The sequence below is a fragment of the Bartonella fuyuanensis genome (assembly GCF_014197255.1).
Taxonomy (GTDB): Bacteria; Pseudomonadota; Alphaproteobacteria; order Rhizobiales; family Rhizobiaceae; genus Bartonella; species Bartonella fuyuanensis.
This window is the reverse complement of sequence record NZ_JACIFE010000003.1, coordinates 81519-108426: the sequence shown is the minus strand read 5'-3', so window position 1 is coordinate 108426 and position 26908 is coordinate 81519. Positions and strand designations below refer to the sequence as shown.

Genomic DNA, 26908 nt, shown 5'->3' with positions numbered 1-26908 from the left:
ATGGGTGAAAAAATTAAGAGATAATGCGCTTTATTTTATTGAAGGGACGGTTCAATGAAGTATAGCATTCCAATGGGAAGTGTTCCAATGAATTGCGCTAGAGAATATATGGAAAGGAATAAACCATCGCGATTGTTCAAAATACTATAACAACTCTTAGAATTTGAGACGGTTCTTTGAAGGGGAATTTTTATTTCTTTTTTCGATCGTCTCTTATATGGGAATCCTGCTTGTGATGTGCAAGAGACAGGGTTCAATATTAAAGAGGTTTGAAGAGAAAGAACATGACGATTTTGGAATCTTTCATTCAATATAAAAAAGCAAGTAACCATTATAAATTAACGTGTTGACTGAATAAGAAGAGAAGATGAAATGATAAAAATGAATTGGGAAAATTAGATTAAAAAGTAGCGTATTAAAAAGAAAGATCATATATGCAGGAAGTTTTTTGTGGTCAAGGAAAGATGATATCGGACTGATAGATCAGCTTGACATTTATAATAGGATCACGAACCTCAGGTAAAACAGAACGCCATTAGCTTGTCTATTCACCGGTTTTTTTTAAAGAAACATCTGGTCCCCAAACCCATTTTACACCGATCCCCATGAATGGGAGAACGATAAAACCATGGCGTATCGCCATCTTTATGTTTATGAAATATCAAGCCAACACCATCACACATTTTCCCCAATATTACGACAGCTCCTTTGGCACTTAAAACGCTGCATCAGAGCCATTTTTAGCTCTTTTCTCTATCATTTTTATCCATATACGCATCCTGCTTAGGACGCGCAAGAGATATGGTTTTAGTTGATCCAACCTGGAAAGCTTTGAAATAAAAAAACTTTCCGTTATTCAGGGGACTAATTGAAAAGACATAATGCTAAAAATTAGCCTTATATATCAATATATTACATAAAGTCAAATTGATAGTATTCTGATATTATCCTAGTATTTCCTAAAACATGATCTTTGGGGAGGTGGTGGTATACACCATGGAAGTTTCTTTGAGGTATTTAAATGTTTTTTTAGTGTGTGTTTTTTTAGCTGCGAACTTCTTAGGCACGGATTATCAATGAAGCTTCCAAGTTTAAGGACAGGAGGAGGAAGCAAAGCAAAATTTACCATACAATGGGGATTATTAATGGATTGGTGTTGGTTAAAAACTTCATTTTTTAAGGGCGGTGGGGATGTTAATTTGACAATTGATAAAAAAATGGGGGTGATCGGAAGAATATGGATTTCGTTTGTTGAGGAACGGTGGTAGTCTAGGAATACGGTTTAAAAGATGAGAACCTATGAGCGTCAAGATCTGCTGCTTTGTTTCAAAAACAGCAGAGTTTCTTAAAGGGTGACTCTGTTTTTAGCGTTTTTGTGGGGAGATTTATCTTTTATTTTTGAGTTATAGCTTTTTATGTTTTGAAAGAATTCCTTTTGAAGCAATATACAAGCTTAGAAGGGTGAATAATAGGCTAGAAATGACATTCCAACCAGCAAGTGAGAGAAAAAGAAAGCGCATGGATGCTTCAGAACAAGAAGGAGGATGAATGTTGTTTAATTGGTTAAAAAGTTGGTTAATGTCTGAAATTTTTTTCGCTGCATTTAGGCTACAACTGGGGGGAGCTGTCCAAAAGCCATATTCAACACCGGTATGATAAACGGCTAAAACAAGGCTGATGCTCATTAAAATGAAAACACATAAAAACAAAAGTTGTATCCAAGAAGATATGTAAAAAAAATGTGTTCCAAAACCTGCTAAGAGCAAAAATGGGATGGCGCTGTAATAGGGAAAACGTTCTATGAGACATAAATCGCAAGGAAGATATCCTCCAAAATATTCAAAACTAAGCGCCAAACCTATGGTAGCGGATAAGCAAAAAGCCAGAAAAAAAGCCCATAAACTTTGTTCTTTTTTGCTGGGTTCAAGGTGAAGATGCTTGTTTAAAAGTGGGTAAGAAGATAAAATACACGCCACTGAGTCTGTTCCTTATAAAAGATGCTTGTTTAAAAAAGCCATAAAAATTATATAAACTAAAAGAAGATTAACACAACCAATGAGAACAATCCATTTGAAATGCTGGGCTAAAAAATTCATTGCTTTTTGACCAAAATGTTTAATAAGCCATGCTAAAAGATAAAAACGAGCGCCTCGAGAAAAAAAGCAAAGAAGAATGAAAAATTCAAGACGAAGGCTTATGACACCAGCTAAAATTGTGACAATTTTGATGGGAGGAAGATGTAAAAAACCTGATGTGATCAGTAAAATGATTAAAAATTGCAAGGTTGTATTGTTTTTCAGAGATTCAAAGCTTTCAACTTTACCGTAAAATTCTAAAATGGGTTTGGCAAGGGTATCATAGGCAAAATGTCCTATAAACCAACCGGCAATTCCTCCTAAAACAGAACAGATCGTTGCAAGAAAAGCATAGCGATAAGACCGATAGGGATGGATAAGGAGCATCGGAATATATAAAACATCTATGGGAATTGGAAAAATAGAACTTTCAAGAAAAGCAATGAATCCAAGCCAGTGTGGTGCTGTACGTCGATTTGCTAAAGAAATCGTCCAGAGCTTTAATTTGTTTAATATCATGAGGTTTTTTATAAATTTAAGAGGTAAAGACTTTACAAATGAGGTTTCTATAAATCTAAAAGAAAGAATATTCTATAAAATAGATAAGAAAGTGATAGGAATTCTTAAAAAATGAGAAGTCTAGTGTTGACGAATCTGTTCTGCTTCATATAGTGCAGAAGGATAATCGGCAACTCTGTCTTTTATAGCAAAGTGCGGGTGTGGTGGAACTGGTAGACGCGCCAGACTCAAAATCTGGTTCCGAAAGGAGTGTCGGTTCGAGTCCGACCACCCGCACCACTTATAGATTTTCTACAATATCATTTGATGTCGGTGTTTATCTCATTTTGCTTATAGCTCGTTTTTCATTTAATGAATTGTTTTTATATCCGACCTTGATATCTGATGAATCTATCAAAAGGTGGTTTAAAAGGTGATTAGAAAAACAAGAACACGTGATAGATTATCCACATTATCTGTAAAGAATTTTCCTAAAGGTAAATATGCGGATGGAGCTGGATTATCGCTTATCAAAATAGAATCAAGGATGTTGGGTATTTCGCTTTAATTCCAGTAAAAAATGTCGTGAAATGAGGTTAAGCTCTTGGCGTTGTATCTTTGAAAGAAGCAAGAGTTAAGACTATGGTTTACTGTGATCTTTTGCAACAAGGTATTGATCCGATTCATAAAAGGAAAAATGAAAAGTTACCATAGACGGTTGATAGTATTTCTTTAAAGGAAATATTTTAAGTGCTTTTGATGCCTAAAAAAAGCGAACTAAAAAATGAAGGAACCGCAGCAAGCAGAGGTTTTCAATGTTGATCAAAAAAAACCTTGAAGGAAAAGTGTTCTTCTATAAAAGAAGATGTGGAAGCTATAAATTTACCATGACATTAAAGAGATCGTCTTAAAGAAGCCAAGCCCATTTTACGACGGCGCCCGTGAGGGGTATAACATCCATTGAGCATTACCATCTTTCTGTTTGTGAAGAAGCAAGCTGGCACCATCATTATATTTGCCAGCCTCCAATGTTGCGACAGATCTTATATTAAGACGATTCATGAGACCATTTTTATTCCTTTCTTATACGAATTTTATCCACACATGTATTCTGCTTGTAATGTGCAAGAGAGTGGTTTTGATTGGTTTAAGATAAACAGCTTTGAAATGAGAGAATCTTACGTTATTCGAGATTCTCATTCAAGATGAATAACGCTAGATTATTTATATAAATCAATATCTTGCCTTATATAGGAAGAATTCACACTCTCTGGTTTAAGGAATTTCGTTTTTTAGAAAGAAGGAGCCATAAAAAACCCTGTTTTTAACAGGGTTTTTAAACAGTACAATCTTTTACAAGATATTAGAATATCTTAGAATTTGTAAGCGATACCAAGGTGAAAATTATGCGTTTTGGAGCTAATTTTAAGTTTATCATTTGCAAATTTTTGTTTAGAAAAATCCGAATAACGATATTCTGTACGCATGATGATGTTATTTGTCATCGCAAGATCAAATCCACCACCAACAGTATAACCAACCATTGTTTTTGTCTCATCTAAGACATTCCCAGAGGCAAAAATCGTCGAATCTTCTTGCGATTTCGTTAAAAGTGACATGACATATTGCATCTGTGTATAAGCTATACCACCTGCAATATACGGCATAAGACGATGAGAAGCAAAACCAAGACGGATGCGGGCGGCACCAGCCCATTTTTCTTTCAACGTTACACTACTTACAACAATGTCACCATAGTTGGGTATTGTTTCATCCTGAGCAGCAGGTTTTATGATAGGAATTCCAGCTTCTTTAAAAGCAGCATTAATCGTATCTAATTCATCTAGGATTTTTTTTCCATTATCCGTTTGAGTGCTTTTTCTACCAGACCAGACCATGTCTGTATCAAAACCGAAAATAAAGTTATTGCCCAGAGCAATATTAGAACCTCCATAAATACCTGCTCCGAATCCTGATGGTTTGGGTGATAAATTTCTATCAACCCAAGCCCACTTGCCATCCCTCGCTTCTTGTGCGTAATTTAGAGTGTTTTTACTGGAAAAAGATCTAATTTGTCCTCCAAAATAAAAACCAGACCAAGAAAAAGGCGCTGAAACAGTAACCGGTGAGATAGGTGGTGATGAAATATTTTGCGATGAAACGTTAGGTTTTGGTTGCTGAAAGACTAACGTATCTGCCGCTTGCGCTGTTGAAGCGGTAATGAAAGTAAAAATAGATAGTGTAATTAAACATTTTGTATTCATAAAAATGTCCCCAATTTATTTCTGATATGGAATATATTATATGATTTGGTTAAAAAAATCTATAGTTAATATCATTATGATAAAATAAATGCTCTGAAAATCTATAATTATATGTGATTAGGAGTTTTTCAAGCTTGTTTATCGTGCAATTATTATCATAAAGGCGTTAATTTTTCAATTTTTTTTGATATATTCCTAGAGTGATCGCATTATTTTATAAAACATTATGCCGTAGCAAACGGAATGTTAATTTGTTAAAATCGCTATTTTAAATATAACAATATGATTTTTATTAGTTATTTTTATGGATATAATATTCATTATAATTAATATCTTTATGATCTATATTAAATTGATATCAAAAAATATATATTAGCACCATCGGCTTCTTTTTCTTTATCAGTTTCCAATATTGCGATAATTTTTAGCACTTGAAAGGGCATGCGTGACGTTATTTTTTTTCAATCGTTTTTTTATTTAGATGCTATTCTTGCTTGTGGTGTTCAAGCGAAAGGTTTTAATTCAATGTAATTGGGGGAATAAAAAGGGGGGAATAAGAGTATGATCATGCGATGTCTTAAATGCATGTCAAATGATAATTTATCCTTTTCTTTCCCTAGAGTTGTTGGAACGTGGGTCAAAGCTTAAAAACTAAATATCATTGGCAATTTTAAAGAAGTTAACTCATGCATTCAGGCTTTTGTGGAAATAAGTGGGCACGCTGTGAAGAGTGAGTACTTTAAAATTTATTGTGAGCAGTTTTTAAAGCGTATCCTCGTGAGGGAGCTGATTGTTGCAGTAAAGGCAGCGTTGAAAGCTTTTGGTGCATTGAGGCTTGTTTAAATAGCGATTCCTCTTTTTCTCTTTGAAAAATACATTGTTTTATAATGATAATTTATTGTTATTCCATTCGAAAGAGAGCTCTGAATGCTCTAAGGTTCTCTTGTTTCAAGATTGTTTTATGTTGAATTAAGCAAAACCATTTTCTTGAGCACGACAAGCAGAGAAGTGATGTGGGGTGAAACTGTACAAGAAAAAAGGAGGAAAAATGCCGCTCATGAATCTTCCTAGAATATCAATGGCTTGTCGTAACATGGGGAGGCGATAAAGTGTGTGATCGTGTTGGTTTGCTTTTTCACAAGTATAAAGATGGGAGTATTCGCTAAGTTTTATATTCGTCACGGGATTGTATTGTTATACCAGTTATAGGCTCTATCATAAAATGGGCTTGGGTGAATTGAAATATGTTTGTTAAAAAAGTCCGTGAATCAGCAACACAATGGCGTTCTGTTTGATATGAGGGATATGACTCCATAAAAATGTGAGAAACAAAAGCGTGAGGCAAGGCGTCATTGCTCTTGTTTACCAGTGATTATAAAGGCATTGCTTTGGACTCTTTTAAAAGAAAAATGATGGTAAGGTTGGGGATTGGTTCCAACTTTTGCGGTTTTACATTCTCCCCAAATTAGGCTGCATGCCCGTTTCCGAGATTACCCAAATAAGAGAAATGCAAGACACTCATTCTTTTTGGGTATATAAAAGCTTCAGCAGCACAGAGAGCACCGACTCGTCTTCTTAATAACTACCTTAATATTTGGCTCAAATAGGCTGCTGCACTAAATCTCGATGTTGATTGACAGGCTAACACCAAAAGTATGCGCTTTCTTTAAAAAACGGCTTCTCTTATTGGGGAGCAATCATCTTTTTGGGATCCACGATCCGATCATAATCATCTCCAGAAACGCCTGCTTTTAGTGCTTCGGTGCGCAAAGTTGTATCATTTTTATGTGCTGCTTTGGCAATTTCAGCGGCTTTTTCATAACCAATTTTTGGTGCAAGAGCTGTGACTAACATAAGAGAACGCTCCATGAGAGAGTGAATATGAACCCGATTGGCGCGTAATCCTTGAATGCAATGCAGATCAAAAGAGCGCATGCAATCACCAAGCAGGGTAATGGATTGTAAAACGTTATAGCCAATAACAGGTTTATAAACGTTTAGTTCAAAATGCCCTTGGCTTGCTGCAAAGGTGACGCTGGTATGATTCCCAAAGACTTGGCAAGAAACCATTGTCATTGCCTCACACTGGGTAGGGTTGACTTTGCCTGGCATAATAGATGATCCGGGTTCATTTTCAGGCAAGTTTAGTTCTCCTAAGCCAGAACGCGGACCAGAGCCTAAAAATCGAATGTCATTAGCAATTTTAAAGAGATCAGCAGCTAAAGCATTCAGGCTTCCATGGAAATGAGCAAGGGCACCATGATGGGCAAGAGCTTCAAATTTATTGCGAGCCGTCTTAAAGGATATCCCTGTGAGTGAGCTAATTGTTTCAGCAAAGGCAACATCAAAACCTTTCGGTGCATTGAGCCCTGTGCCGACAGCTGTTCCTCCTTGGGCAAGCATTTGAACATCGGTAAGAGCTGTTTCAATGCGTTGAAGATTCGCTTCCAAAGCTGCGCGATAGCCTGAAAATTCTTGGGCAAGCGTTAAGGGGGTTGCATCTTGCGTATGAGTTCGTCCGATCTTAATGATGTCGGAAAATTCTTCTTCTTTTTTTCTTAAAGTGGTAATGAGCGCTTCAAGAATGGGAAAGAGATGTTGGCGTGTCTGTAGCGTGGTGGCAATGTGAAGCGCGGTGGGAAAGGAATCATTCGATGATTGACTCATGTTAACATGGTCATTGGGATGAACAGGTTTTTTGCTGCCCAGTTTGCCGCCTAAAAGCATGCTGGCATGATTGGCGATAACTTCGTTGACATTCATATTGCTTTGCGTACCTGAGCCTGTTTGCCAAACAGAAAGGGGAAAATGCGTATCGAATACGCCAGAGAGAACTTCATCAGCAGCAGTGATAATTGCTTTGCCAATTTCAGGTGAAAGTTTACCTTTTTCCATATTTACAAGAGCTGCAGCTTTTTTTACAAGGCTTAAGGCGTAAATGATGGTAAGAGGCTGCTTTTCATTGCCAATATTAAAATTATGCAGAGAACGTTCAGTTTGTGCGCCCCAGTAACGATCTTGACGGACCGAAATTGTACCAAAGCTATCCGTTTCCTGACGTGTTCCAACCATGATAAAATCCTTTTTTGTTCACAGGTTCATAAAAAAGCTAAATAACGCGAAATAGCGATAAGAGGCAAGACTTTAGAAGTTTTATTAGAGATTTTTTTATAACTCTTCTTGACATTGAGAAATGCTGATTTTATATTCCAAACAGTGCTAGCACTCACAATTTAAGAGTGCTAGTAAGAGTTTTTAAGATTAATGCAATTATGTTCAGTTTTAAGGATTTAAAACATGGCTAATATACAATTCCGCCCACTTCACGACCGGGTCGTTGTCCGTCGGGTTGAATCTGAAAATAAAACAGCTGGTGGGATTATCATCCCTGATACAGCAAAAGAAAAACCTCAAGAAGGAGAAGTGATCGCTGTTGGCAATGGCGCTCTCGATGATAATGGAAAACGCGTGCCTCTAGAAGTAAAAACAGGAGACCGCATTTTGTTTGGAAAGTGGTCTGGCACTGAAGTCAAGATTAATGGGGAAGACCTCTTAATCATGAAGGAATCTGACATTATGGGAATTATGGGCTAATTGAAGTGCCTGATTTTTCATTATGTACTATTTTGAAAAAAACTCCAAGGAGAAATTAAATGGCTGCTAAAGAAGTCAAATTTGGCCGTGAAGCGCGTGAGCGTTTGTTGCGCGGTGTCGATGTCCTTGCTAATGCTGTTAAGGTAACACTCGGCCCTAAAGGTCGCAATGTGGTGATCGATAAATCATTTGGTGCGCCTCGCATCACAAAAGATGGTGTATCCGTTGCAAAGGAGATCGAACTGGAAGATAAGTTCGAGAATATGGGTGCGCAAATGTTGCGTGAAGTTGCTTCTAAAACCAATGATATTGCTGGTGATGGAACAACAACAGCAACCGTGTTGGGGCAGGCTATTGTGCAAGAGGGCATTAAAGCCGTTGCTGCGGGCATGAACCCTATGGATTTAAAGCGTGGAATTGATGCTGCTGTTGATGAAGTGGTGGCTGATCTTTTCAAAAAAGCTAAAAAAATCCAAACTTCAGCAGAAATTGCACAAGTAGGGACAATTTCTGCAAATGGGGCTGCTGAAATCGGTAAAATGATTGCTGATGCCATGGAAAAAGTTGGCAATGAAGGCGTCATTACTGTGGAAGAAGCTAAAACCGCTGAAACAGAATTGGAAGTCGTGGAAGGAATGCAGTTTGACCGCGGGTACCTTTCCCCTTATTTTGTCACAAATGCTGAGAAAATGGTCGCTGATCTGGATGATCCTTACATTCTTATTCACGAAAAGAAATTGTCTAATTTGCAATCTTTACTGCCTGTGTTGGAAGCTGTTGTTCAGTCTGGGAAACCACTTCTCATTATTGCTGAAGATGTGGAAGGCGAAGCTTTGGCAACACTCGTGGTTAACAAGTTGCGCGGTGGTTTGAAAATTGCTGCTGTAAAAGCACCAGGATTTGGTGATCGTCGTAAAGCAATGCTTGAAGATATCGCTATCTTGACAGCCGGTCAGGTTATTTCTGAAGATGTGGGCATTAAACTTGAAAATGTCACTTTAGATATGCTGGGACGTGCTAAAAAAGTGAATATTTCTAAAGAAAATACCACAATTATTGATGGAGCTGGACAAAAAAGCGAAATTACCGCACGGGTAAATCAGATTAAAGCTCAGATTGAAGAAACAACTTCTGACTATGATCGTGAAAAATTGCAAGAAAGACTTGCTAAACTCGCTGGTGGTGTAGCTGTTATCCGTGTGGGGGGAGCAACAGAAGTTGAAGTGAAAGAAAAGAAAGACCGTGTCGATGATGCTTTGAATGCAACACGTGCTGCTGTTGAAGAAGGGATTGTGGCCGGAGGTGGTACCGCGTTGTTGCGTGCAGCAAGCGCGTTGTCTCTGAAGGGGAATAATCCTGACCAAGCTGCTGGTATTAATATTGTTCGTCGTGCTCTACAAGCTCCAGCCCGCCAAATCGCAGCCAATGCTGGTGAAGAAGCAGCTATTATTGTGGGCAAAGTGCTTGAAAATGATGCAGATAATTTTGGTTACAATACTGCAACCGGTGAATTTGGTGATTTGATTGCTTTGGGAATTGTTGATCCAGTGAAAGTTGTGCGCTCTGCTCTTCAGAATGCTGCTTCAATTGCTAGCTTGCTTATCACAACAGAAGCAATGGTTGCTGAAGTTCCCAAAAAAGATACTCCAATGCCTCCAATGCCTGGTGGCGGAGGAATGGGCGGAATGGGTGGAATGGATTTCTAAGATCTTGTCCTCTCATAGAGATGATAAAGAAAACGGGTCTTTTAGGCCCGTTTTTTATAAGTTATCTTTTTCTCATGCTTTTGTTGCGTGTGCGCCTGTAAGAAGGGCATTTCCGCATGCAAAATACTCCCCAAAAAGAGATTTGGCTTGCATATGCACGTGTTTTTTTAAGAAACATTTTGTTCACAAGCTCATTTTGCAATGGTATTGTGTGAATGGAGATGGATGAGGCACCGATGAATAATATAAAACTTAGGATATTAGTATCTTGACGTTTGTGAAAAAGAAAATTAACATCATCCCATCATCCCATCATCCCATCATCCCATCATCCCATCATCCCATCATCCCATCATCCCATCATCCCATCATCCCATCATCCCATCATCCCATTCGTTCTTAGTTTCGGATGCCGGGATAGCTTTTAGCTCTTGAGATGGTTCATAAAAGCCATTTTTAGTTCTTTCTTAGAAAATTTTGCTCTTACACTTGCTTTGCTTGGAAGGTGCAAACGACATAATTGTGATTATTTCAATATAAAACAAGATTTGGAAACGAGAGTATCCTACGATCTGCAGGGTTGTAATTCAGGATGAATAAGCATCAATGATGATTATAAATCAATATGATGTGGTTTTGTGGTTTTGAAAAACATTCCATGCTTGAAAATAATGAAAAGGGCGTATTGCTTTACATTTTTTAATGGAAAAACGCTTTATATTTATAAGCATACCTCATCGTTTTGTTCGTTGAATAAAAGATTTTCAGAGCAGTGGATTTTTTTATTTCAAAGCTTTCCAGGTTGGATCAACTAAAACCATATCTCTTGCGCGTCCTAAGCAGGATGCGTATATGGATAAAAATGATAGAGAAAAGAGCTAAAAATGGCTCTGATGCAGCGTTTTAAGTGCCAAAGGAGCTGTCGTAATATTGGGGAAAATGTGTGATGGTGTTGGCTTGATATTTCATAAACATAAAGATGGCGATACGCCACGGTTTTATCGTTCTCCCATTCATGGGGATCGGTGTAAAATGGGTTTGGGGACCAGATGTTTCTTTAAAAAAAACCGGTGAATAGACAAGCTAATGGCGTTCTGTTTTACCTGAGGTTCGTGATCCTATTAAAGAACGTGAAAACCAAAAGCGTGGGGTAAGGCATCATCGCTATGATTTAAAAGAAATATCTTTTAATGTTTTTAAATTTTTTAGGATGCTATTAGGCAAAAATATAAAATTATTTGGGCATCCATACTTTATGTAAAAAATGCAAATCGGTATGATCATTCTCTTATGTTAACCCAAAGTTGTTTATGCATGCGCCTGTTAAAAAATCTCTTTTAATTGTAATTGATCCAACCTCATTTCATAATAATGTTTGTGAAGCGTATAAAAATTTCTCGTGAGACGTGAAAAATCATCAATAAGATCTTCATTGTCTAAAAAATTTATGAGCTGATGGCTTTTTATCTTGTAAAAAGATTAAACATGTCTCACATGTCGTTTTTTGTTTTAGAGCTGAATATTCATTTTTGTGTAAAAATACTCGCTAACCCATCTATGAGACGAGAAAAATCAAGCACTAATAACAAAATGATGAATAGAAGTCACTTCATCTAGCGTGACATCATTTTTATACTTTTATAAGTCATGATGATTTCTTGTAGAATTTCTTTTTCCTTTTCTGTAAGCTCTGGTTGTTTTTCCATTTTTTTCTAGGCATGTTTCCATCCGCACAAGTTTTCTCCTTGTTTATTGTGCTTTAAAATATCTCTTGCAAGACTTGAGCTGATGTTATTGATATCTTTTTTGTCTAAATAAATAGGCATCCAACCAATACAAGAAGAAGACTCATTTATTGTTTTTATCGCGCAACCAGTGAGTAAGAGTAGTGCGTACATCAGAATCACTTTTTTGATTAATTTCATTTTCTACCTTTAGCCGTATTGTTGATGATTTTAGTGTATTTTTTATTTGTTTTTGTTGTTCAGTCTTCTTTCCAAGAGTGAAAATTTTTGTTAAAGCGATAAAAAGAGCGGTCAAAGCCGCTCCTGTTATCGTAAGATTTTTTTTCATCCACCACATCATAGATGCTGCTCCCGAGACCGTTTTAACACAAATAAAAGGCCAACACAGGCAGCTAAAACCATAAGGCTTGCTAAGACCCATTGGATGGGTTCATTGTCTGCCAATAAGCCTCCAAGTCCAGAAAAAGAACCAATAATCGGTGTAAGCGCTTCTGCTTTGAGAAATCCTATTGGCTCTTTTGTTTCGACGGTTTGATAGTTGGAAGAAACATAAGCACCTTTTGCCCATAATCCGGACTCTGCTGCACGACGGTGGACAAGGCCGTGAAGACGTTTCCCTCCAGCTTTGGTCCATTTTTGTAATTCAGCAGGAACAGCTTCATATTCACCGTTATTGAGCTTTTTTAGAAGAGTTGATTGGCAAAAAGCCGCTGTTCCTACATTATAGCAAAACGAAACTAATGCAGCGAATTGTGCATTCGTTAAAGAAACCTTCACATTTTTTTCAACGGTATTTTCAAATTGTCTTAAATCTTGACGAAGAAGGTCTTCAGCTTGTTTTTCAGTAATGGTCATGCCCTTATGAACAAACGGTTTTCCAGCTGTGCTGGTATGTCCGTATCCAATTGTCCATACTCCGATGGAATCTTTATAGGCATGTAAACGCAAACCTTCCCATTGTTTAATGAGTGCAATTCCTTCTTTGGATATTTTTCTCATCTTCTTCTCCATAAAATAAAGCCTCACGATCATGTGAGGCTGGTCAATATCTTAAAAATGATTTTTCGCTCTTCAGGAAGAGAAGAGGCATGAAACTTTGATCAAATCATAAGGTTGGTTGGGCGATCCTAGGGGATGGGATAATGTTCATTGTGGTCGTATTTTCCTTTGGGAGACATTTGTTGTTGGTTTTGAGACTCTGTTCGTGTGATGGTTTTTTGATGGAGCCTTATAGACACGGTAGATGTTAGTGTGAGGCATAAAGGTATGGTCATTGCACTTGTGTTGGTCGGTGCTTGTGGTGAAAAAAGGGTTATGAATGGTGTTGTTTATTATGAATATACTGGTTCGGAAGATAGCTGTGGATGATGAGCAGCACAGAATTGATGGAGAGGTCCTTGAGATAGAGCGATATTTTTAGAAAAACTCCACAGAAAGATTATAATGTTTGCATTTCAAGAATCATGCACTATAAAATATTTTATGGATCCAGTATGCTGTCTATAAAATAGGTATCATGGTTTAGAAGAGCTTTGGAATTTTGATGCAATTTTAAGATTGGTCGATTTTGGTAAACCAATAACATTAGGATTCTGCCTTTCAAAAAATTAAACTTCTCGTTGTTTAACTCTTTCAAACAGAAAAAAAACAACAAATTTATGTTTCTCTAAAAAGCGCCACAGCCCCATTCTTTAGGGTTACGGAATAGCGCATGGGGTTAAAATGTTCATGACATCATCTGAGATTTGTATTCACATCATTAGAGATTTGTATTCCGTTGCTCTTTTCCTGTGTTGTGAAACAGAAACAGTTTTTCCCTCTGTTGTCACTAAGTTTTTCTCAAACCTTTCGGTCAGAGTTTCACCTTTTTTGTTTACTTTTTCATGGGCCTCTTCCGGATTTAGTTTTAGATATTCCCCAAGACGCCTTCTTCCTTGCACGTGTTTATAGAAACGAGCAGGAAGATAGGTATCCAATTTTTCAGCAGATAAAGGCGTATCTGGTTCACATAAGACACCCTTAACATTATCTTTGTGCAGTCTCTCTAGTTTAGCAGATTCAAGATAAAGCTTTTTGGCAAGTGCTAAGCTGAACATCCCACATTCAGAAGAGCTTCGTTGAATATTCATTTCTGCTGTGGCAAAATGAATCTGAGGCAATTGGTAATATTCAATAGATTTTTGCGTCCTTGATGCGAGTAAGGCGGGGAGTGTATCACGCAGTGAGGTCGGTTCGAAAAATACCAAAGATGTCTTGTCCTCAACGGTTTGATGATCGACGACCGCAAAATGGATGCCCCTATCTTGTGCATTAACGATTAATCTCGAAGATTTTATGCCGTTCTCGAGTGTTTCTTTTAGTGAACGTGCAAAGTCGTCAGGTGTCATTGCAAGTTTGAGATTCATCTCTGGATATTTGTGATTTGCTTGCTCTACTAGGGCTGGCATCATGTAAAAATCTAAAATATCATAATAATTTTTGATCCAACTTCCATCGGCATTATGCTGTTCTAAGCCTGCAATAATATCTTTTAATTCTTCACGATTGAAAGGCGTATTTTTTATTTTTTCGAGGCTAAGCCGCTCTAAATGTGCAGCTAGATTTTCTGTGGGATCATTTGTACTCACCCCTTCGGGTGTGCTCACCCCTTCGGATGTTTGTGGTGAACTATAGGCACTGATTTTTGAATCTTGTGATTTCATAATATTCACTTTTCATTTCAATAACCGGTAAGCAAGATTATCTCCTTCAATTCTGGCTAAACAATGTTTAGGAGAGAGCTTTTGTTTTGAAAGATGAGATGATGAGAGTCTATAGTTGCTGTTTTCATAAGAAAATAGGGTGATAGGTCTTTTGGATTCAAAAATTTGAATGTTTTTTCTCTTTTTAAAATTTGAAAAACGATAAGAAGTTTGGATGCATTATCTTTATTTTTAAGTTGCTTTTATTATCCATCTTATATGCTTCAGCTTAATGAGAAGGCACAGGTCTATTTTCAATCGTTTTCTGCGCAAAAATTTGAAATGAAATCATCTAGAATACGTGTTTGTTGGGCAACAATATCTGCTTTTTTCAGAAGCTTCTTTTGAATTTTTGTAAAGAGAAGTTTATTAATCATCTGTTGTAAAATTATCTTAGTCTATGATGTTTTTTGTCCATCATAAGATAAAAACAATCTGTATGGATAAAACCGTACAAGAAAGAACTAAAAATGCTTCTCAGGAACCATTATGGCGTTAAGAGCTGTCGCTAGCATTGGGAAAAAGTGTATAATGGAGCCGATTTGTTCCAATCGAGTGAAAGAGGGACGTGTTGGTGTTTGAAGACAGATAAAATTGAGCCTATTATGCTGTGTTTTGTTATTATTATGGGGGGATGCTATAAGGGAAACTTTCTTTGAGATGCTTAAATATTTTTTTATGCATGGCTCAACTTGTTGGACTGGTTTGTGGCGCTTTACAGTTTTTCGTGAAAATATGCAAGGAGATGTCGCGTGAATCTCAAGTACAATTCGCCAGAACAGTTGTTTCTTTACAACTGATGTAGCTTCTAGAAGCTTCATCCTTTCAGGTGTGGGAAGAAGAAACCGAATGTGCCGTGTGTTAGCAAAAACAGCGTATTCATCTTATTTCTGTTTGTGGATTGCTCATCATTTTTAGCATAATTGCATTGGTGGTTTATTGAGGAGAAATTGGGGAGCGTTTTATTGGATTCTGCTTGCGCTGAATCTCTCAAAATTATTTGGTTGATTGGTGAGGAAAATAGAGTGATATAAAAATAGTCAGAAAAAGATGAAAAACACCTTCAAACATTGCTGCAAAATACAATATTTTATATCAATTTTCACACCAACATAAATATTTGAAGCTGAAATTTTGACACAAAAAAACCCCTACCGCATCTATTATTAAATACGATTTTTCATATTCTGTCAACAGGAAAATGATTATTTTTTCTTTTTTATCGTGGAAAAAATCGATAGGAAAAAGCTCATTTATTGGTTGTGCTGCGAAATATGCTGTCGTAGTTGGAAAGTTTTTTGATGCAGCAAAGAAGATTTTTTCGTGAAAAAGACAGTAAGGTAAAGATTTTGGAGAGGAATGTTTGTGGCGTTGGGCAGAGGGTGGTGAGATTAGGAGGATGGGGTTTGTTGGTGGTGTTGGGATAGGGCAGGAAGACAGGGACATGGCAATGATATGGCAGGGACATGATGGGTGAGGACTTCTCTTTTGATTTAAGGGATGAGGCTTTTAATTTTGTAAAAAACAACGTGTGGTTTTAAAGATCAATATATTAATTTATTATTCAGCTTGAACAACAGCTTTGATGATCGTACAATTTTATTCCTTAAAGCCTATGTTAAATTCAGCAAGAATTATGTTTCTTGTTTATCATAAGAGAAGAAGAATCGTAGAAATAAAACAGGACAGGAAAAGGCTAAAATATCTCATAAACTTTCGCAAGTGTTAACGGCTGTCAAAATATTGTATAACGATAAATTCGTTGAGCATCACCGTCTTTACCTTTGGAAAGAAGCAAGCCAGCGTCATCACACTATTCACGAGCTTCCAATGTTGCGATAGCTTTTGCATTCAGACGATTCATAAGAATCATTTTTAGTCCTTTCTTATACAGTTTTCTCCACACATGCCTCTCACTTGTGATGTGCAAGCAAGTGGTTTTGATTGATTCGACATGGAGAGATTTAGCGTGCGAGAATCTGAGGATCGTCGGTTTTACCATTCACCATGAACAACAGTAAATTATCATTATAAATCAATTTGTTGTTATGATAAGGAAAAGGAGATGACAGAACTGGTTTGTTGCAATGAAGGGGGGGAAGGTTGGGCTCTAAAGAGGCGCAAGAGTGATCTTATTATGCTGTTGTTCTTTGAGATCGAGTGATAGGAAGGTGGATCTCTTTGACACGTTTAAGCGTTTTTTGAGAGCGTCATGGGCCTTTTAAAGTTTGTTTGTTGCGTTGCTTAAAGCAGGAACCCCTGAAAGGGAAAATCTAGAGGATCCCAAATGTAGGCTGCTAAGAGGGGGTGTTTCTTTAATAAAAGGTGTGATTTTAGAGTTCTTTCTCTTGTGAGAGAGAACAACGCAAGGATGGGTGTTTTTAGCGGAGGCTCTTTTGGGTAGAACAAGAAAAATGTTTAGATAGGGCATCAAGAATAATTCGTAATGAGCCAACAAGCGTAGAGAGTGGTTGATCTTCTATAACAAGATATTGTAGTGCTGCATGGAAGTTATGTTGGCGATGCAGAGATTGTGCTTCTTTAATCGCTTCTTGCATATCTTCGTAGTGTTCCGTTGCCCTTTGAATCCATTGCTTTTTTGCGTTCTCATCGGATGTACTGTGCGTGAAACCATCATAATAGCCGTTTGGTAAACCTTTTGCACATAAATAGTCATTTCTGATTTGAAGATACCGTTGCGCCGTGTCATATTGCTCTTTACTAATGCCTGTGGAATTCTCTTTAAAGCCAAGCAAACAAAGACGGCCTATATAGGAACTCGAAAGCGGATTTTTCGCTTCTTTGAGGCTTAAACCAAAATGTTTTGCACGCATTTCAATTGCAGATTGAGGTGCAGATTTGCTGAGGCTTTTGGCTCGTGAAATACGACCATTGGGTTCTCTTAGCTTGCCTGTGATTATCGGTCTACCGCGTTTTTTACGTATTTTCATGAATTTACCACTTAAATGAAAAAACTGTCTGTTGATCGAGGACAGTGATGTAAAAAGCACTTGGAGCAAATACTAGGTGGATATGAGCTATTGGAAGATCAAAAAAATGATCCTAGAACTATCTTAAGTGCAAAGAAAAGCACTGTTGTGGGGTGAAAAATGCCCTTTAGCGCGAAATGTTTCTTCCCATTTTTCTTGTCCTTGTCAGTCTTAATTTTTTCGCCTAGCAATCTTATTTTTTCATGGATTGCCAATTATTTACTTTCTCAAAATGTTTCAACTTCTCTTGAAAAGTTGAAAAAAAATTTTGTCAAATGTAAAAAATAAGAATCTTGTTCCATAGGTAGGTCATCGTCTTTTCTCATGGGATTATTGATTTCTTTTTTACAAGCTTTTTGCAGTAATTTTTCAATTCTACCTTTGAAAAGTCGTTGTTTTCTTATGATTTTTTTGTTGCTAAGCGCTGGATCAAGATGTCTGATATGCGTTATGCTAGTTAAGTCTATTTACATCCTCTTAGAAAATAGACTTTTGTTGAGTGCCAGAGAACTGTAATTCTCTACTTTATTATGATAACATAAAATACACTGTATTTTCAAATAAAATATCGTTTTTGGGTCAAAATAAACTGTAAATGGTCAAGCGATTTGGTTTAGAAATTCCTTTATTAAATATCTTTTATAGAGTACAAAATTTCTTTTTTTGCTATTTAAATGGCGTTCATTATGAGAAGGGGAAATATCGTTTAAAGGTGGGATGCACAGATTGAAAGAGGCTGTTTTGATAAGTGAAAAATGCCTTTATTCTAAGAAGATGCTTGGATTACTGTAGGGGACGTGGAGAAGGGGAGACATTTCTTTTTAATGGAATTTTTTAAAATGAGAGCTTTTTTGATTCAGAAGCTTTCCAATGAGGATTGAAAAGTTGTAAGGCGCTTGTTGCGCACTTTTAATGCCAGAGAATTGCTTGCTTACGTGAGGTCATTGTATCGTATTTTTAAAAGCGTTCTCTCTTAAAGCTCCTAAGTCTAGTCAAAATATGCTTGTCTGTGTAGAGTATAACGCGGGAAGAGTTTTAAGCGTAAAGTCTCCATGAGGAATATAAAATTGGAGAAGATAAAGCTTCTTGAGCGCCTTTCTCTTTACTACTTGTGAAGTCACAAGACCGCAGGTATCACACATTTTTCCAGCCTCCATTGTTGCGATAGTTTTGGGTCTTTAAAACGGTTATTTTTATTCTTTCCTTAAAGGTTTTTCCTGCTTGTAAGGTGCAAGAGACATGGGTTTGGTTGATTCAACATGAAACAAATTTGAAATGAGTTGACTTCACAATATATGATATTCGGGATTTTCATTCAATCGACAAAACAATGAATGATTTTTATTAATAGAGGTTATGAGAACATTAAGAGTATGGAGCTTATGTAAATTTTGCCGAAAATTTCAGCTCGGTTTCTTTGAAAATCCATGATGCTTTGAGATTATAAAGTCATCTTTTAACATAAAATCTTGCTTTACGGTGGGAAGAATGCTAAACAGACCAATTGCGTTGGTGCGTGTTTCAGATATTGAGCGAGCATTTTAGAAAGTGGGGGAATATTCAGTATGAACGAAGATAAATTGCAACACCAATCTCCCCCTAGGAGAGAAGATATGCCTAGTGAAGACCAACCAGTGTTGGGTCAATTTGCGGCTTTTAAAAAATGGAAGATTCTCTCAACAAAAGATTATGTCATCATTTATTGTTTGGCAATTCTCTGGTTGGGGCTTTTTGCTGCGACTAGCTATATGAATCCTTTGGATTTTTTTCACGTGATATCCAAAGAACATTTTCAAGCAATGAGAGAGCAAAATTTTCAAAAAATAATTCGGGAAAGCTTGAATCGACCTTTTGAAAATAATCCTATGATCGCATTATTGCGTGAGGCAGGGTGGAATAGCGTTTGGGCTTTTTTATGTCTCTTGCCGCAGTTTATTTTTGTCCTTCTTTTTGTACTTTTCCCATTCTTTTTTGTCTTTAACGCTATCATTAAACAGCATGTGAAGGCAATGATGCAGCTGTGGAAAATATGGCCAGAGCAGAAATAGAAAAATAAATCATCTCTCAACAAAATATATAGGGAAACAAGTGGCTGATTCTTTCATACATGTCTATGTAATCTTCATCGCAGTAGGCTGGAGTGCTATTATGTTTCTTGGAGTGAGCATGGTGCTGTTTTCAACCGTGATGACAATCTTGGCCATTTATTATTCTTTGATAAAACGGGCGATATTGTTATTTGGGATGCGGCGAAAGTTAAAAAAGAATGAAATCCAGAATTTGACGCCTTATAAGACAGAAAAAAGAGAACAAAATGGTGAGTTTGCAACAGCATTCAGCGCTTTTTCTTTCCAAAAATCTTTACTTCTTTCAAGAAAAGATTCTTTAATAATCTTTTCTATAGCTTTCATTGTGCTTGTGATTTTCGCAGGTTCTATGGTTTTTGCAGCTTTGCTTCCAAATTCCGCGGTTTTTTTGTTCAATCATATGCCTTTATTGTTAAAAGCCGGTACTTTTGTCATCCAATGGCTGTTTTTGGTTTGTGCGTGTGTTGTTGTTTCTTTACCTGTTGTTTTAATCTTTCATAGTCTCCTTCATTATGGCGTGAAAAAAACAAGCAGGAGATTGGAAACACTTGCTTGAGCAGAGAATAAAAATGATGATTTCATAGCAATGTGATAGGGGAAAAAGTGATGGTTATTATAAAATTTTTGGCTTTTTTAGGGTTCACAATCATTGCCATTTTAATGTTTATGGTGATGATTAAACTACCTTATCTGTTGATTAAGTATGTAAGATTGTCTTACAAACTGTCTCAAAAAGTGAAAAAAGACACAGAACAACAGAAATATGTGATACAGCAATTGCGCAATGATCAGGAAGAAATGAAAAAACAAAATCTCATGCTTGAGACCCTTAATGCAAAAATGCGTTTGCTCACTTTTAAAGAATCTCTACCTCTTTATCCAAAAGAATGGAAAATAATCCTTTTTGTTTTAAGCATCGTTGTTGTTTTACAATTTATTTTCTTCTTTAGCAGGAATTGGGGTGGGGTGAAAAGTGATATGTTTTACTTTAGCAAATTGCTATGGAGTATGCTATGGGCTGTAATTTTCCTCTTTATTCCGATCATTGGGATGGGGAGCATAAAATTAATGAGAAAACTGACAAAAATGCTTCAACAATTGGAGGAAGCGATACAACAACGAGATCAAGCAATCCGTAAGCATATTCAGACAATCTATGGGCACAGCGGGTATGGAGAACAACGTGGAGGGCAAAATGATAAGTAGCATTATAACACTAATAGTCCTTTTTTTCCTGTTAGCTGTGATCTTAAATGGTTTAATTTGGGGGATAATGGTGGCCATTTCTTACTTGTTTATTAAGCATGCGAGGTTATATTGCAGGGTCAAAAAAGAACTGAAATATGTCCTGAATGAACGTGATAGAATATTAAAACAGATCTCCCAAAAATCAAAAGAAACAGAATTTAGTATGTGATAAAAAATAGCTTTCTCTCGGTTGGCAAGATTATAAAAGAATATCCTCATTGTTACAGTCATGGTCGTCCTTTTGATGGTTATAATGATGTTCATGATCATGAACAGGGTTTGACATTTTTTCTGCTATTTTAGGGTAGTCACTTGCGGATGCTTACATGTGCTTTTGAATTCTTACCGGTTGTTTTCCTCCTACGGGTTGCTGTAACACATTCGTTGAGGAAAAGGTGCGACAATTGAAAGAACAGCTTGAGCAGAAAAAGTGCTGGTAAGATTATACAGTGTAGTAAGACTGGATAATGTAAGGGATGGTAAATGTGAGGAAAAATAAAGAGAGGTTGCTCTTGCTTTATAGTTATCGTTGTTGGTGTTTTCTTTAAAGAGAGAAAGTCTTGTAGCTTCTTTGCTTTTTATCAAGTATAAAAAATTATCACGTATAAAATGTGGTTTAGCAAGCGACAAAAGAACGAAAAATCCATGACTCAATAGAGGATACAGTGATGGGTTTATGGGAACAGGTTGTGCTAGCAGGCTACGTGAAGAGCCTATTTCTCTGAAGTTGGAAAAAGCGGGCTAAAAGTAACACGTTTTTAAGCAAGATGTTTTGGCTATGAAAAGGGCAAAGGCACTTTGAAAGCTTGGAGTGGATAGTAGAAAATTGAGGGAATAGGAGATCATTTGGTTACTTAATTATTTACCAGATTACGGAGGGTAATTGCTCTCAAATGAGGAAAATGGTTTTTCACAATTTGATTGTGCGCTTGCGGTTGTTTCTGGTGTTTACACGGCAAGATGTTGATTTATATAGATAATCTATCGTTATTCAGATTGAATTACCCCCCCGAATACCGTATGGTTCTCTCATGTAAAATCTGTGTATGTTGTATCAATCAAAATCACTTGCTTGCATGCCCCAAGCGGTGCTGGATGTGGGTAAAAACTGAACAAGAAAGGGCTAAAATGCTCTTATGATCCATCTTAAATGGCAAGGGTTGCGCAACATTGGGGGCTAGCAAAGTGTGTGATAGTGCCGGTTTGCGGCGGTTTGCCAAAAGATAAGATCCTTATAATTCTAGCAGATTGATTACTTTAAAATTGAAGTGTGTGATGAGGGGGTGGAAATTTTTGAAAAAAAGGCGAGTGTTGGGTGTTTAAGGCAGGCACTCGGGAAAGTTTTAGATAAATGCAATTAAAAATGGTGATCTTGACAATATGCTTGGTTTTCAATATAGCACCCTTTCTTGAGACAACAAAGTTGAGGTCTCTCTGTTGACTTTTTTATTTGCTGTGCTATTCCGTGTCTCTAGCTTTGATCGGTGGTATTGAAACTTTACATTCTTATCACAAAAGCTTTATGAAAGATGAGAATTTAGGCTTTGAAGAAATCACCGAGGAGATGCTTTGGGGATTGCTAAAGCTGCAGAAATTGTGTGGAAAAGACAAGGGAACAAGGTTACAATTTACTTCAATAGGAGTAAAGGCCTTTTCCATGAAGGTGGTGAGGGGTGAATATTTTAAAGCTATAGAGCCCAAGTTGTGCAATAGATGAAGAGATGTCTATAAAAATTTGATCGAAAAGAAAAAGCACAGATAAGAGAAAAGGGATAGTTCGTTTGTGAAAATTAGAAACCGTGCGCGAGGTTGATACAGAAAGCGATCGTCCTGATATTCTTTCCATAAGGGGTACATAATGAAGATATGTAAATGTAAAATAGGATTGATAAAATCAAATATTGAGGAAATAAAATAAAGAATTTAGGTGAATTAAAGAGAGCTTCATCCTTAAAATGGAGCGTGAGAGAACAAAGTGTAAAAGCAGAGGGGTAAATGCAGAAGAAAAAGGCTACAGTTGAAATATCTTTCTTTTCATTCAAAAAAAATCTAATGTTTTCAGTTAAAAAGTGTAAAGAGAAGGGAAGTGGTAAAATGATAAGGCGCTGCTTTTTTTTCATGTTTTGTGCACCCCTTATCATGATGGTTTCAGAAATTTCTGTTAGCGCAAAATCTCTGGGACAGCCGTTGCAGTGGGAAGGAGGGGAGAGGATTGGTTATCTTATCTTTCTTTTGCCGGTTTTAATTTGGTTTTGTCTTCTTACACCTCTTCCTATTCTGTGGGGAATCCGCAGTTTTAAAGAGCGCAAATTGGAAAAAATAAGGCAAAAACTGAAAGAAGAAATAAAAAGACAGTCAAGTAATCGGTTAGAATAAAAGCGCTGTCAATTCAGAGTTTTTCATTCTTGTCATACCGTTTGCTTTTTTGTCTTGCTCAGGGGGGGCTTTTGTCATTAGTGTCATGGTTTTTGCCATTTTTGTGCCTGTGGTTATGGTGGTGCTTTAATCTTCTTTAATGTAATTGGGGAACTTTCGATACAGAGTAAAAAGCAAAAATGTCTGAATGAAAGAACAATTGCGGCAGGGGGACGAAAAAATTTAAAAAGCAGAGGAGGAAAATTTAGCTCTGAATACAGGAGAAAATTCCTATTCATTTAAAAAATGGTTCGCTTTAATTATCCCATCATATTATGCTTCTTCTTATCATTATCGTTTTTAAAATTTTTGCCTAGACGGCCTTATTGAAAGGAAGTGGGGCGATAATTAGTAGAGATCATCTCTCGTTTTGGATGGTGGTCTTTATGTTTGCATGTAGTTTGGCAATGGTTCCTTTCATTTTGTTATGCCAAGAATTTTTAACTTCTCAGTTGAAAAAATGCATCAATAATTGAAAAAAGCTGCAACAAAATCAAGAAAATTCTCAATAGAATAGGAAGAGAAAATGCAGGATGGTCTGATTGGATTTAAAATAATCTTTTTCGTTGCTTTTATAAGGATGATTCTTGATGTCTTCTTAACAAGAGCTGCTGTGGTACTTTATGTTTCTTTTATCTAATGTTTGATCTATGAACAATAAGATCATGCGATCGTTAAATACTGTGCTAAAAAAGTGTGCGTAGGCTTCTGTTATGGGGGCGGTAGAGGGGGATATAGTATCATGGACTTATCTCATTTTATGCTGGCATCTGTTTGCAAGGGGTTGAGGTTAAGCACAAGGTTTCCAGAGTGATGTTTATCGGAATTTTCTATTTTCTGTAGATTCGCAAAAACGTGTTTCTGTATATTTTTAGAATCGTAAAAACGTTGAACGATCAAATAATACACAAGTTAAGAAAAGAATTGAAAAGTGTGTTGAAAGAGCATGATATAGTCTTTGAAAAGTTCTGAGAGAGAAAAAGAATGGTTAAGAGATTCTGGGAGTTTCAGTATTTATGATTATTGCTTTCTTTGATATTTTTCCTTTGAGATATTTCTATGTTCTTTATGGTTCGTCAAAAATATTTCTCTCAAGGGGTATTGAGGATGGTCTTTTCTTGAAGGAAAAGTTGAATTATGACTATTTTTTATAGTTGATGAGGTTTGCAAATCTTTACGGTTTGAGATGTAGGGAGAAGGGAAGCGGTAAGGGATTTGAAAGATAAAAAGATTGCTGTGAAGAGCAAGGCACAAGTGCTTGATGAGGAGGAATTTTTATCCATACAGAGTGCCACTGCGCTTTTAAGAGGCTTGGGGTGGTCAGTGAAATTGAGGAAAAAGGAGGTCATTTGGCACTCCTTTTTTACCAAATCGCTGATGGAGTTCCTTTATAATGATGAGAAAATGGAAGAATTTTCGTCGTTTGATCGTGGATTTTTAATGATCGAATGATCGTTTTGCAGCGGTTTTCAGACGATGAATTCTCATAATTCTGGGATTTTGCTAACGGTTTTTTTGAGTTTTATCTCTAATGAATTGGAATTTTTTGAAGAAAGAGTGAGCCAAGCACGTTTAAAGAAAACTCTTGAGAAAACTTTAGGATGAACAATATGCAGGTTGATCATTTGCATGAAATGTTTCGTTTGCAATAGAGGATTCTACTTTGAGAAAAGAACGCTTTAGCTTGGGCAGAAGGCGAAGCAGCGTTTGCAGCTTATGTTTTGCTGCATCTTGGAGCTCATATCTTGCTGGGCAATGTTGAGACTTTAGCTTCTTAGTTTGAAGGTTTTACGGCAGGTGAACAGCTTATCTTTGATGTCTCCCTTGGCTTTGATGAGATCCTTGAAAAGTTCATCTGGAACGCACTTTGGTAAGAGCGTAAGAAGTGAAAGAAGAAGAAAAGTTCAGTTACAATTTGCTGGAATGGGGTGCATAGATTTAGTTTATTATCGTGAATGGTTGTCAATTTTTCAGAGTGAGGGCCCTTGATGCATGTCAGCACAAACGAGCTGTTTTATAAAAATAGTTGAGGAGAAAAAATAAAAATTGAGGAAACAAAGATTTGAAGGGATGAGTGATAAACCGCTCGTGTTTGAAGCTGAGACAGGTAAAATATTTTTTTGATATTGGTTCGATCAAAGAGCGTCAATTTGTATTGATGGATCTAAAAATTGATTAGTTTATTCTCTTTTTGAAAGAAAGTAAGCGCCTTGATTGAAATGGTTCATACCAGAGAAAAATAAAGTGTCCGGAAAATCAAGAATAATAGCAAGATTTTAAAAAATAGACTGAAAATAACTTGATCCTCGAGAAGAAGAAAGAAAATTCGATTAAATTTCTTGGGGGGGCGTGTTTTAAAGCTGCTCATAAAGGCTGGAATAGAAATCCTATTGTATGCGAGGAGTCTTATGGTGTGCGAGGGCCAAGATCATTTTTTTGAAAACAAGGGAATTTGCTAGAAAAACAGCAGGATTGTGGTTCATCATTGACGCAGTATGGGAGGTATGGCGAAAACCGGGGGGAATCTTCGTCGGTTGAAAGGTAAGGAAGAGAAAAAAGTATCGTTTTTAAAAATAGGTCTTAGGACAATAGAAATAAAAATACAATAAAAATTAAAATAAAGTAAAGGCCCCATTTTAAAAGGGCCTTTTATTTAATTTTGTAATATATTCAAATATACAAAATGTATATAATATTAATTTGAAAACTTTTTGTATCTTATACTCCATTAAAATACATTTGTATGAAATACATAATAAGTGATCCTAAAAAAACAAATATTGCATTTAATAAACGGTGGCCTTTTTCATAGACATCATTTATTAGCTCTTGTTCTGATAAAGCAATATTTTCTATTCTAAGTATATTCAATGTATCCGATGTGTTACTTACTGTTTTTAAAAAATGTAAAGGTGTTTTCTCAACAGTATAAGGAACAACAATAGGAGAGGGTTGTTGCTTGACTATACGACCAGATTCTTGAATCGCAAGAGCTAAACCGCTTGTAATAGCCCCCGCTATGAAAAAATATCTGATATTCATAGTTTTTCTCCTATATTTATTTTTATAAATAAATATCGATATGTATCATATATAAATTCACTTTAAATAACTATAGTAAAAATACAACAGTCATAAAAAAGAATAAAGTTTGTCTACAAATTGACAAAATTTACACTTATTTGCCTTAATCAATTCTTTCATATTCTATTTTATGGATGTTTAAAAAAAATTAAAAGCTCTGTACGAAAGTGGAATCCCATAAGATGGGTGATAAAATAGTTGCTAACAAACTTCCTTTTTGTGCTGTTGGCTCAAGGTTCATAAAAATAGGATATAATGAAAGTTAAGTAATACCTGTGAGGGGAAGGATGCACTCTTTGAGGGCTGAGTGCATCCTCGAGATTGGAGTCTTCCTTTGAGGGTAGGAAGTCTCCGTGAGGGGAAGGATGCACTCTTTGAGGGCTGAGTGCATCCTCGAGATTGGAGTCTTCCTTTGAGGGTGGGAAGACTCCGTGAGGGGAAGGATGCACTCTTTGAGGGCT

At 36.6% G+C, this 26908-nt stretch carries 17 protein-coding genes, 1 tRNA gene and 2 pseudogenes; 9 read left to right on the top strand and 11 right to left on the bottom strand.

The window, feature by feature from the left end; translation table 11 throughout:
* Positions 1-1076: 1076 nt before the first annotated feature.
* Positions 1077-1268 carry a hypothetical protein gene (locus GGR08_RS02650; protein ID WP_183193853.1) on the top strand — a complete coding sequence of 64 codons (192 nt, stop codon included), beginning with the start codon at positions 1077-1079 and terminating at the stop codon, positions 1266-1268.
* Between the two features lie 135 nt (positions 1269-1403).
* Here the strand turns inward: GGR08_RS02650 and GGR08_RS02645 are convergent, their stop codons facing one another.
* The gene (locus tag GGR08_RS02645) at positions 1404-1976 is read right to left on the bottom strand and encodes a disulfide bond formation protein B (protein ID WP_183193852.1); all 573 of its coding nucleotides are present in this window, start codon (positions 1974-1976) and stop codon (positions 1404-1406) included.
* Between the two features lie 12 nt (positions 1977-1988).
* On the bottom strand, positions 1989-2594 hold the full coding sequence (locus tag GGR08_RS02640) for a YqaA family protein (protein ID WP_183193851.1): 606 nt from the start codon (positions 2592-2594) through the stop codon (positions 1989-1991).
* Positions 2595-2788: 194 nt separating this feature from the next.
* Between GGR08_RS02640 and GGR08_RS02635 the strand changes: the two genes are divergently transcribed.
* Positions 2789-2873: transfer RNA gene (locus tag GGR08_RS02635), tRNA-Leu, on the top strand.
* A gap of 605 nt (positions 2874-3478) precedes the next feature.
* On the opposite strand, the pseudogene GGR08_RS08520 reads toward GGR08_RS02635, so the two are convergent.
* The 3 genes and pseudogenes from GGR08_RS08520 to fumC form a co-directional block, all read right to left on the bottom strand.
* A pseudogene (locus GGR08_RS08520) lies at positions 3479-3635 on the bottom strand (integrase); the annotation flags it as partial.
* A 311-nt stretch (positions 3636-3946) separates the two neighbouring features.
* Complete coding sequence (locus tag GGR08_RS02630) at positions 3947-4837, bottom strand: outer membrane protein (protein WP_183193850.1); 891 nt, start codon at positions 4835-4837, stop codon at positions 3947-3949.
* A 1683-nt stretch (positions 4838-6520) separates the two neighbouring features.
* Positions 6521-7909, bottom strand: a complete 1389-nt coding sequence (fumC, locus tag GGR08_RS02625; protein ID WP_183193849.1) for a class II fumarate hydratase — start codon at positions 7907-7909, stop codon at positions 6521-6523.
* A 225-nt stretch (positions 7910-8134) separates the two neighbouring features.
* On the opposite strand from fumC, the gene groES reads away from it, so the two are divergent.
* Both groES and groL read left to right on the top strand, forming a co-directional pair.
* On the top strand, positions 8135-8431 hold the full coding sequence (gene groES, locus GGR08_RS02620; protein ID WP_005774667.1) for a co-chaperone GroES: 297 nt from the start codon (positions 8135-8137) through the stop codon (positions 8429-8431).
* 59 nt (positions 8432-8490) lie between these two features.
* The gene (gene groL, locus GGR08_RS02615) at positions 8491-10137 is read left to right on the top strand and encodes a chaperonin GroEL (protein WP_183193848.1); all 1647 of its coding nucleotides are present in this window, start codon (positions 8491-8493) and stop codon (positions 10135-10137) included.
* Between the two features lie 1509 nt (positions 10138-11646).
* Here the strand turns inward: groL and GGR08_RS08155 are convergent.
* The 5 genes and pseudogenes from GGR08_RS08155 to GGR08_RS02595 form a co-directional block, all read right to left on the bottom strand.
* Positions 11647-11857, bottom strand: a pseudogene (locus GGR08_RS08155) (hypothetical protein).
* Positions 11858-11985: 128 nt separating this feature from the next.
* A complete protein-coding gene (locus GGR08_RS02610; protein ID WP_183193847.1) occupies positions 11986-12222 on the bottom strand; it encodes a hypothetical protein in 237 nt (78 codons plus the stop codon).
* Positions 12219-12881: a lysozyme gene (locus GGR08_RS02605; RefSeq protein ID WP_183193846.1), complete on the bottom strand. Its 663-nt coding sequence runs from the start codon at positions 12879-12881 to the stop codon at positions 12219-12221. Before GGR08_RS02605 ends, GGR08_RS02610 begins: the two co-directional genes overlap by 4 nt.
* Positions 12882-13633: 752 nt before the next feature.
* Positions 13634-14584, bottom strand: coding sequence for a YopJ/AvrA family T3SS effector serine/threonine acetyltransferase (locus GGR08_RS02600; protein ID WP_183193845.1), 951 nt, complete (start codon positions 14582-14584; stop codon positions 13634-13636).
* 2420 nt (positions 14585-17004) lie between these two features.
* Positions 17005-17574, bottom strand: coding sequence for a hypothetical protein (locus GGR08_RS02595; protein ID WP_183193844.1), 570 nt, complete (start codon positions 17572-17574; stop codon positions 17005-17007).
* A 1604-nt stretch (positions 17575-19178) separates the two neighbouring features.
* Here GGR08_RS02595 and GGR08_RS02590 point away from each other — a divergent pair.
* The 5 genes from GGR08_RS02590 to GGR08_RS02570 all read left to right on the top strand — a co-directional run bounded on the left by GGR08_RS02590 (position 19179) and on the right by GGR08_RS02570 (position 24815).
* The gene (locus GGR08_RS02590) at positions 19179-19661 is read left to right on the top strand and encodes a hypothetical protein (protein WP_246350094.1); all 483 of its coding nucleotides are present in this window, start codon (positions 19179-19181) and stop codon (positions 19659-19661) included.
* Positions 19662-19701: 40 nt separating this feature from the next.
* Positions 19702-20256 (top strand): hypothetical protein, encoded by a 555-nt coding sequence (locus GGR08_RS02585; protein ID WP_343050717.1) that lies wholly within the window; start codon positions 19702-19704, stop codon positions 20254-20256.
* Positions 20257-20306: 50 nt separating this feature from the next.
* Positions 20307-20906 (top strand): hypothetical protein, encoded by a 600-nt coding sequence (locus GGR08_RS02580; protein ID WP_246350092.1) that lies wholly within the window; start codon positions 20307-20309, stop codon positions 20904-20906.
* A 2160-nt stretch (positions 20907-23066) separates the two neighbouring features.
* Positions 23067-23324, top strand: coding sequence for a hypothetical protein (locus GGR08_RS02575; RefSeq protein ID WP_246350090.1), 258 nt, complete (start codon positions 23067-23069; stop codon positions 23322-23324).
* 1254 nt (positions 23325-24578) lie between these two features.
* On the top strand, positions 24579-24815 hold the full coding sequence (locus tag GGR08_RS02570) for a hypothetical protein (protein WP_183193841.1): 237 nt from the start codon (positions 24579-24581) through the stop codon (positions 24813-24815).
* A gap of 1266 nt (positions 24816-26081) precedes the next feature.
* Here GGR08_RS02570 and GGR08_RS02565 read toward each other — a convergent pair.
* Positions 26082-26405: a hypothetical protein gene (locus GGR08_RS02565; RefSeq protein WP_183193840.1), complete on the bottom strand. Its 324-nt coding sequence runs from the start codon at positions 26403-26405 to the stop codon at positions 26082-26084.
* Between the last annotated feature and the right edge of the window lie 503 nt (positions 26406-26908).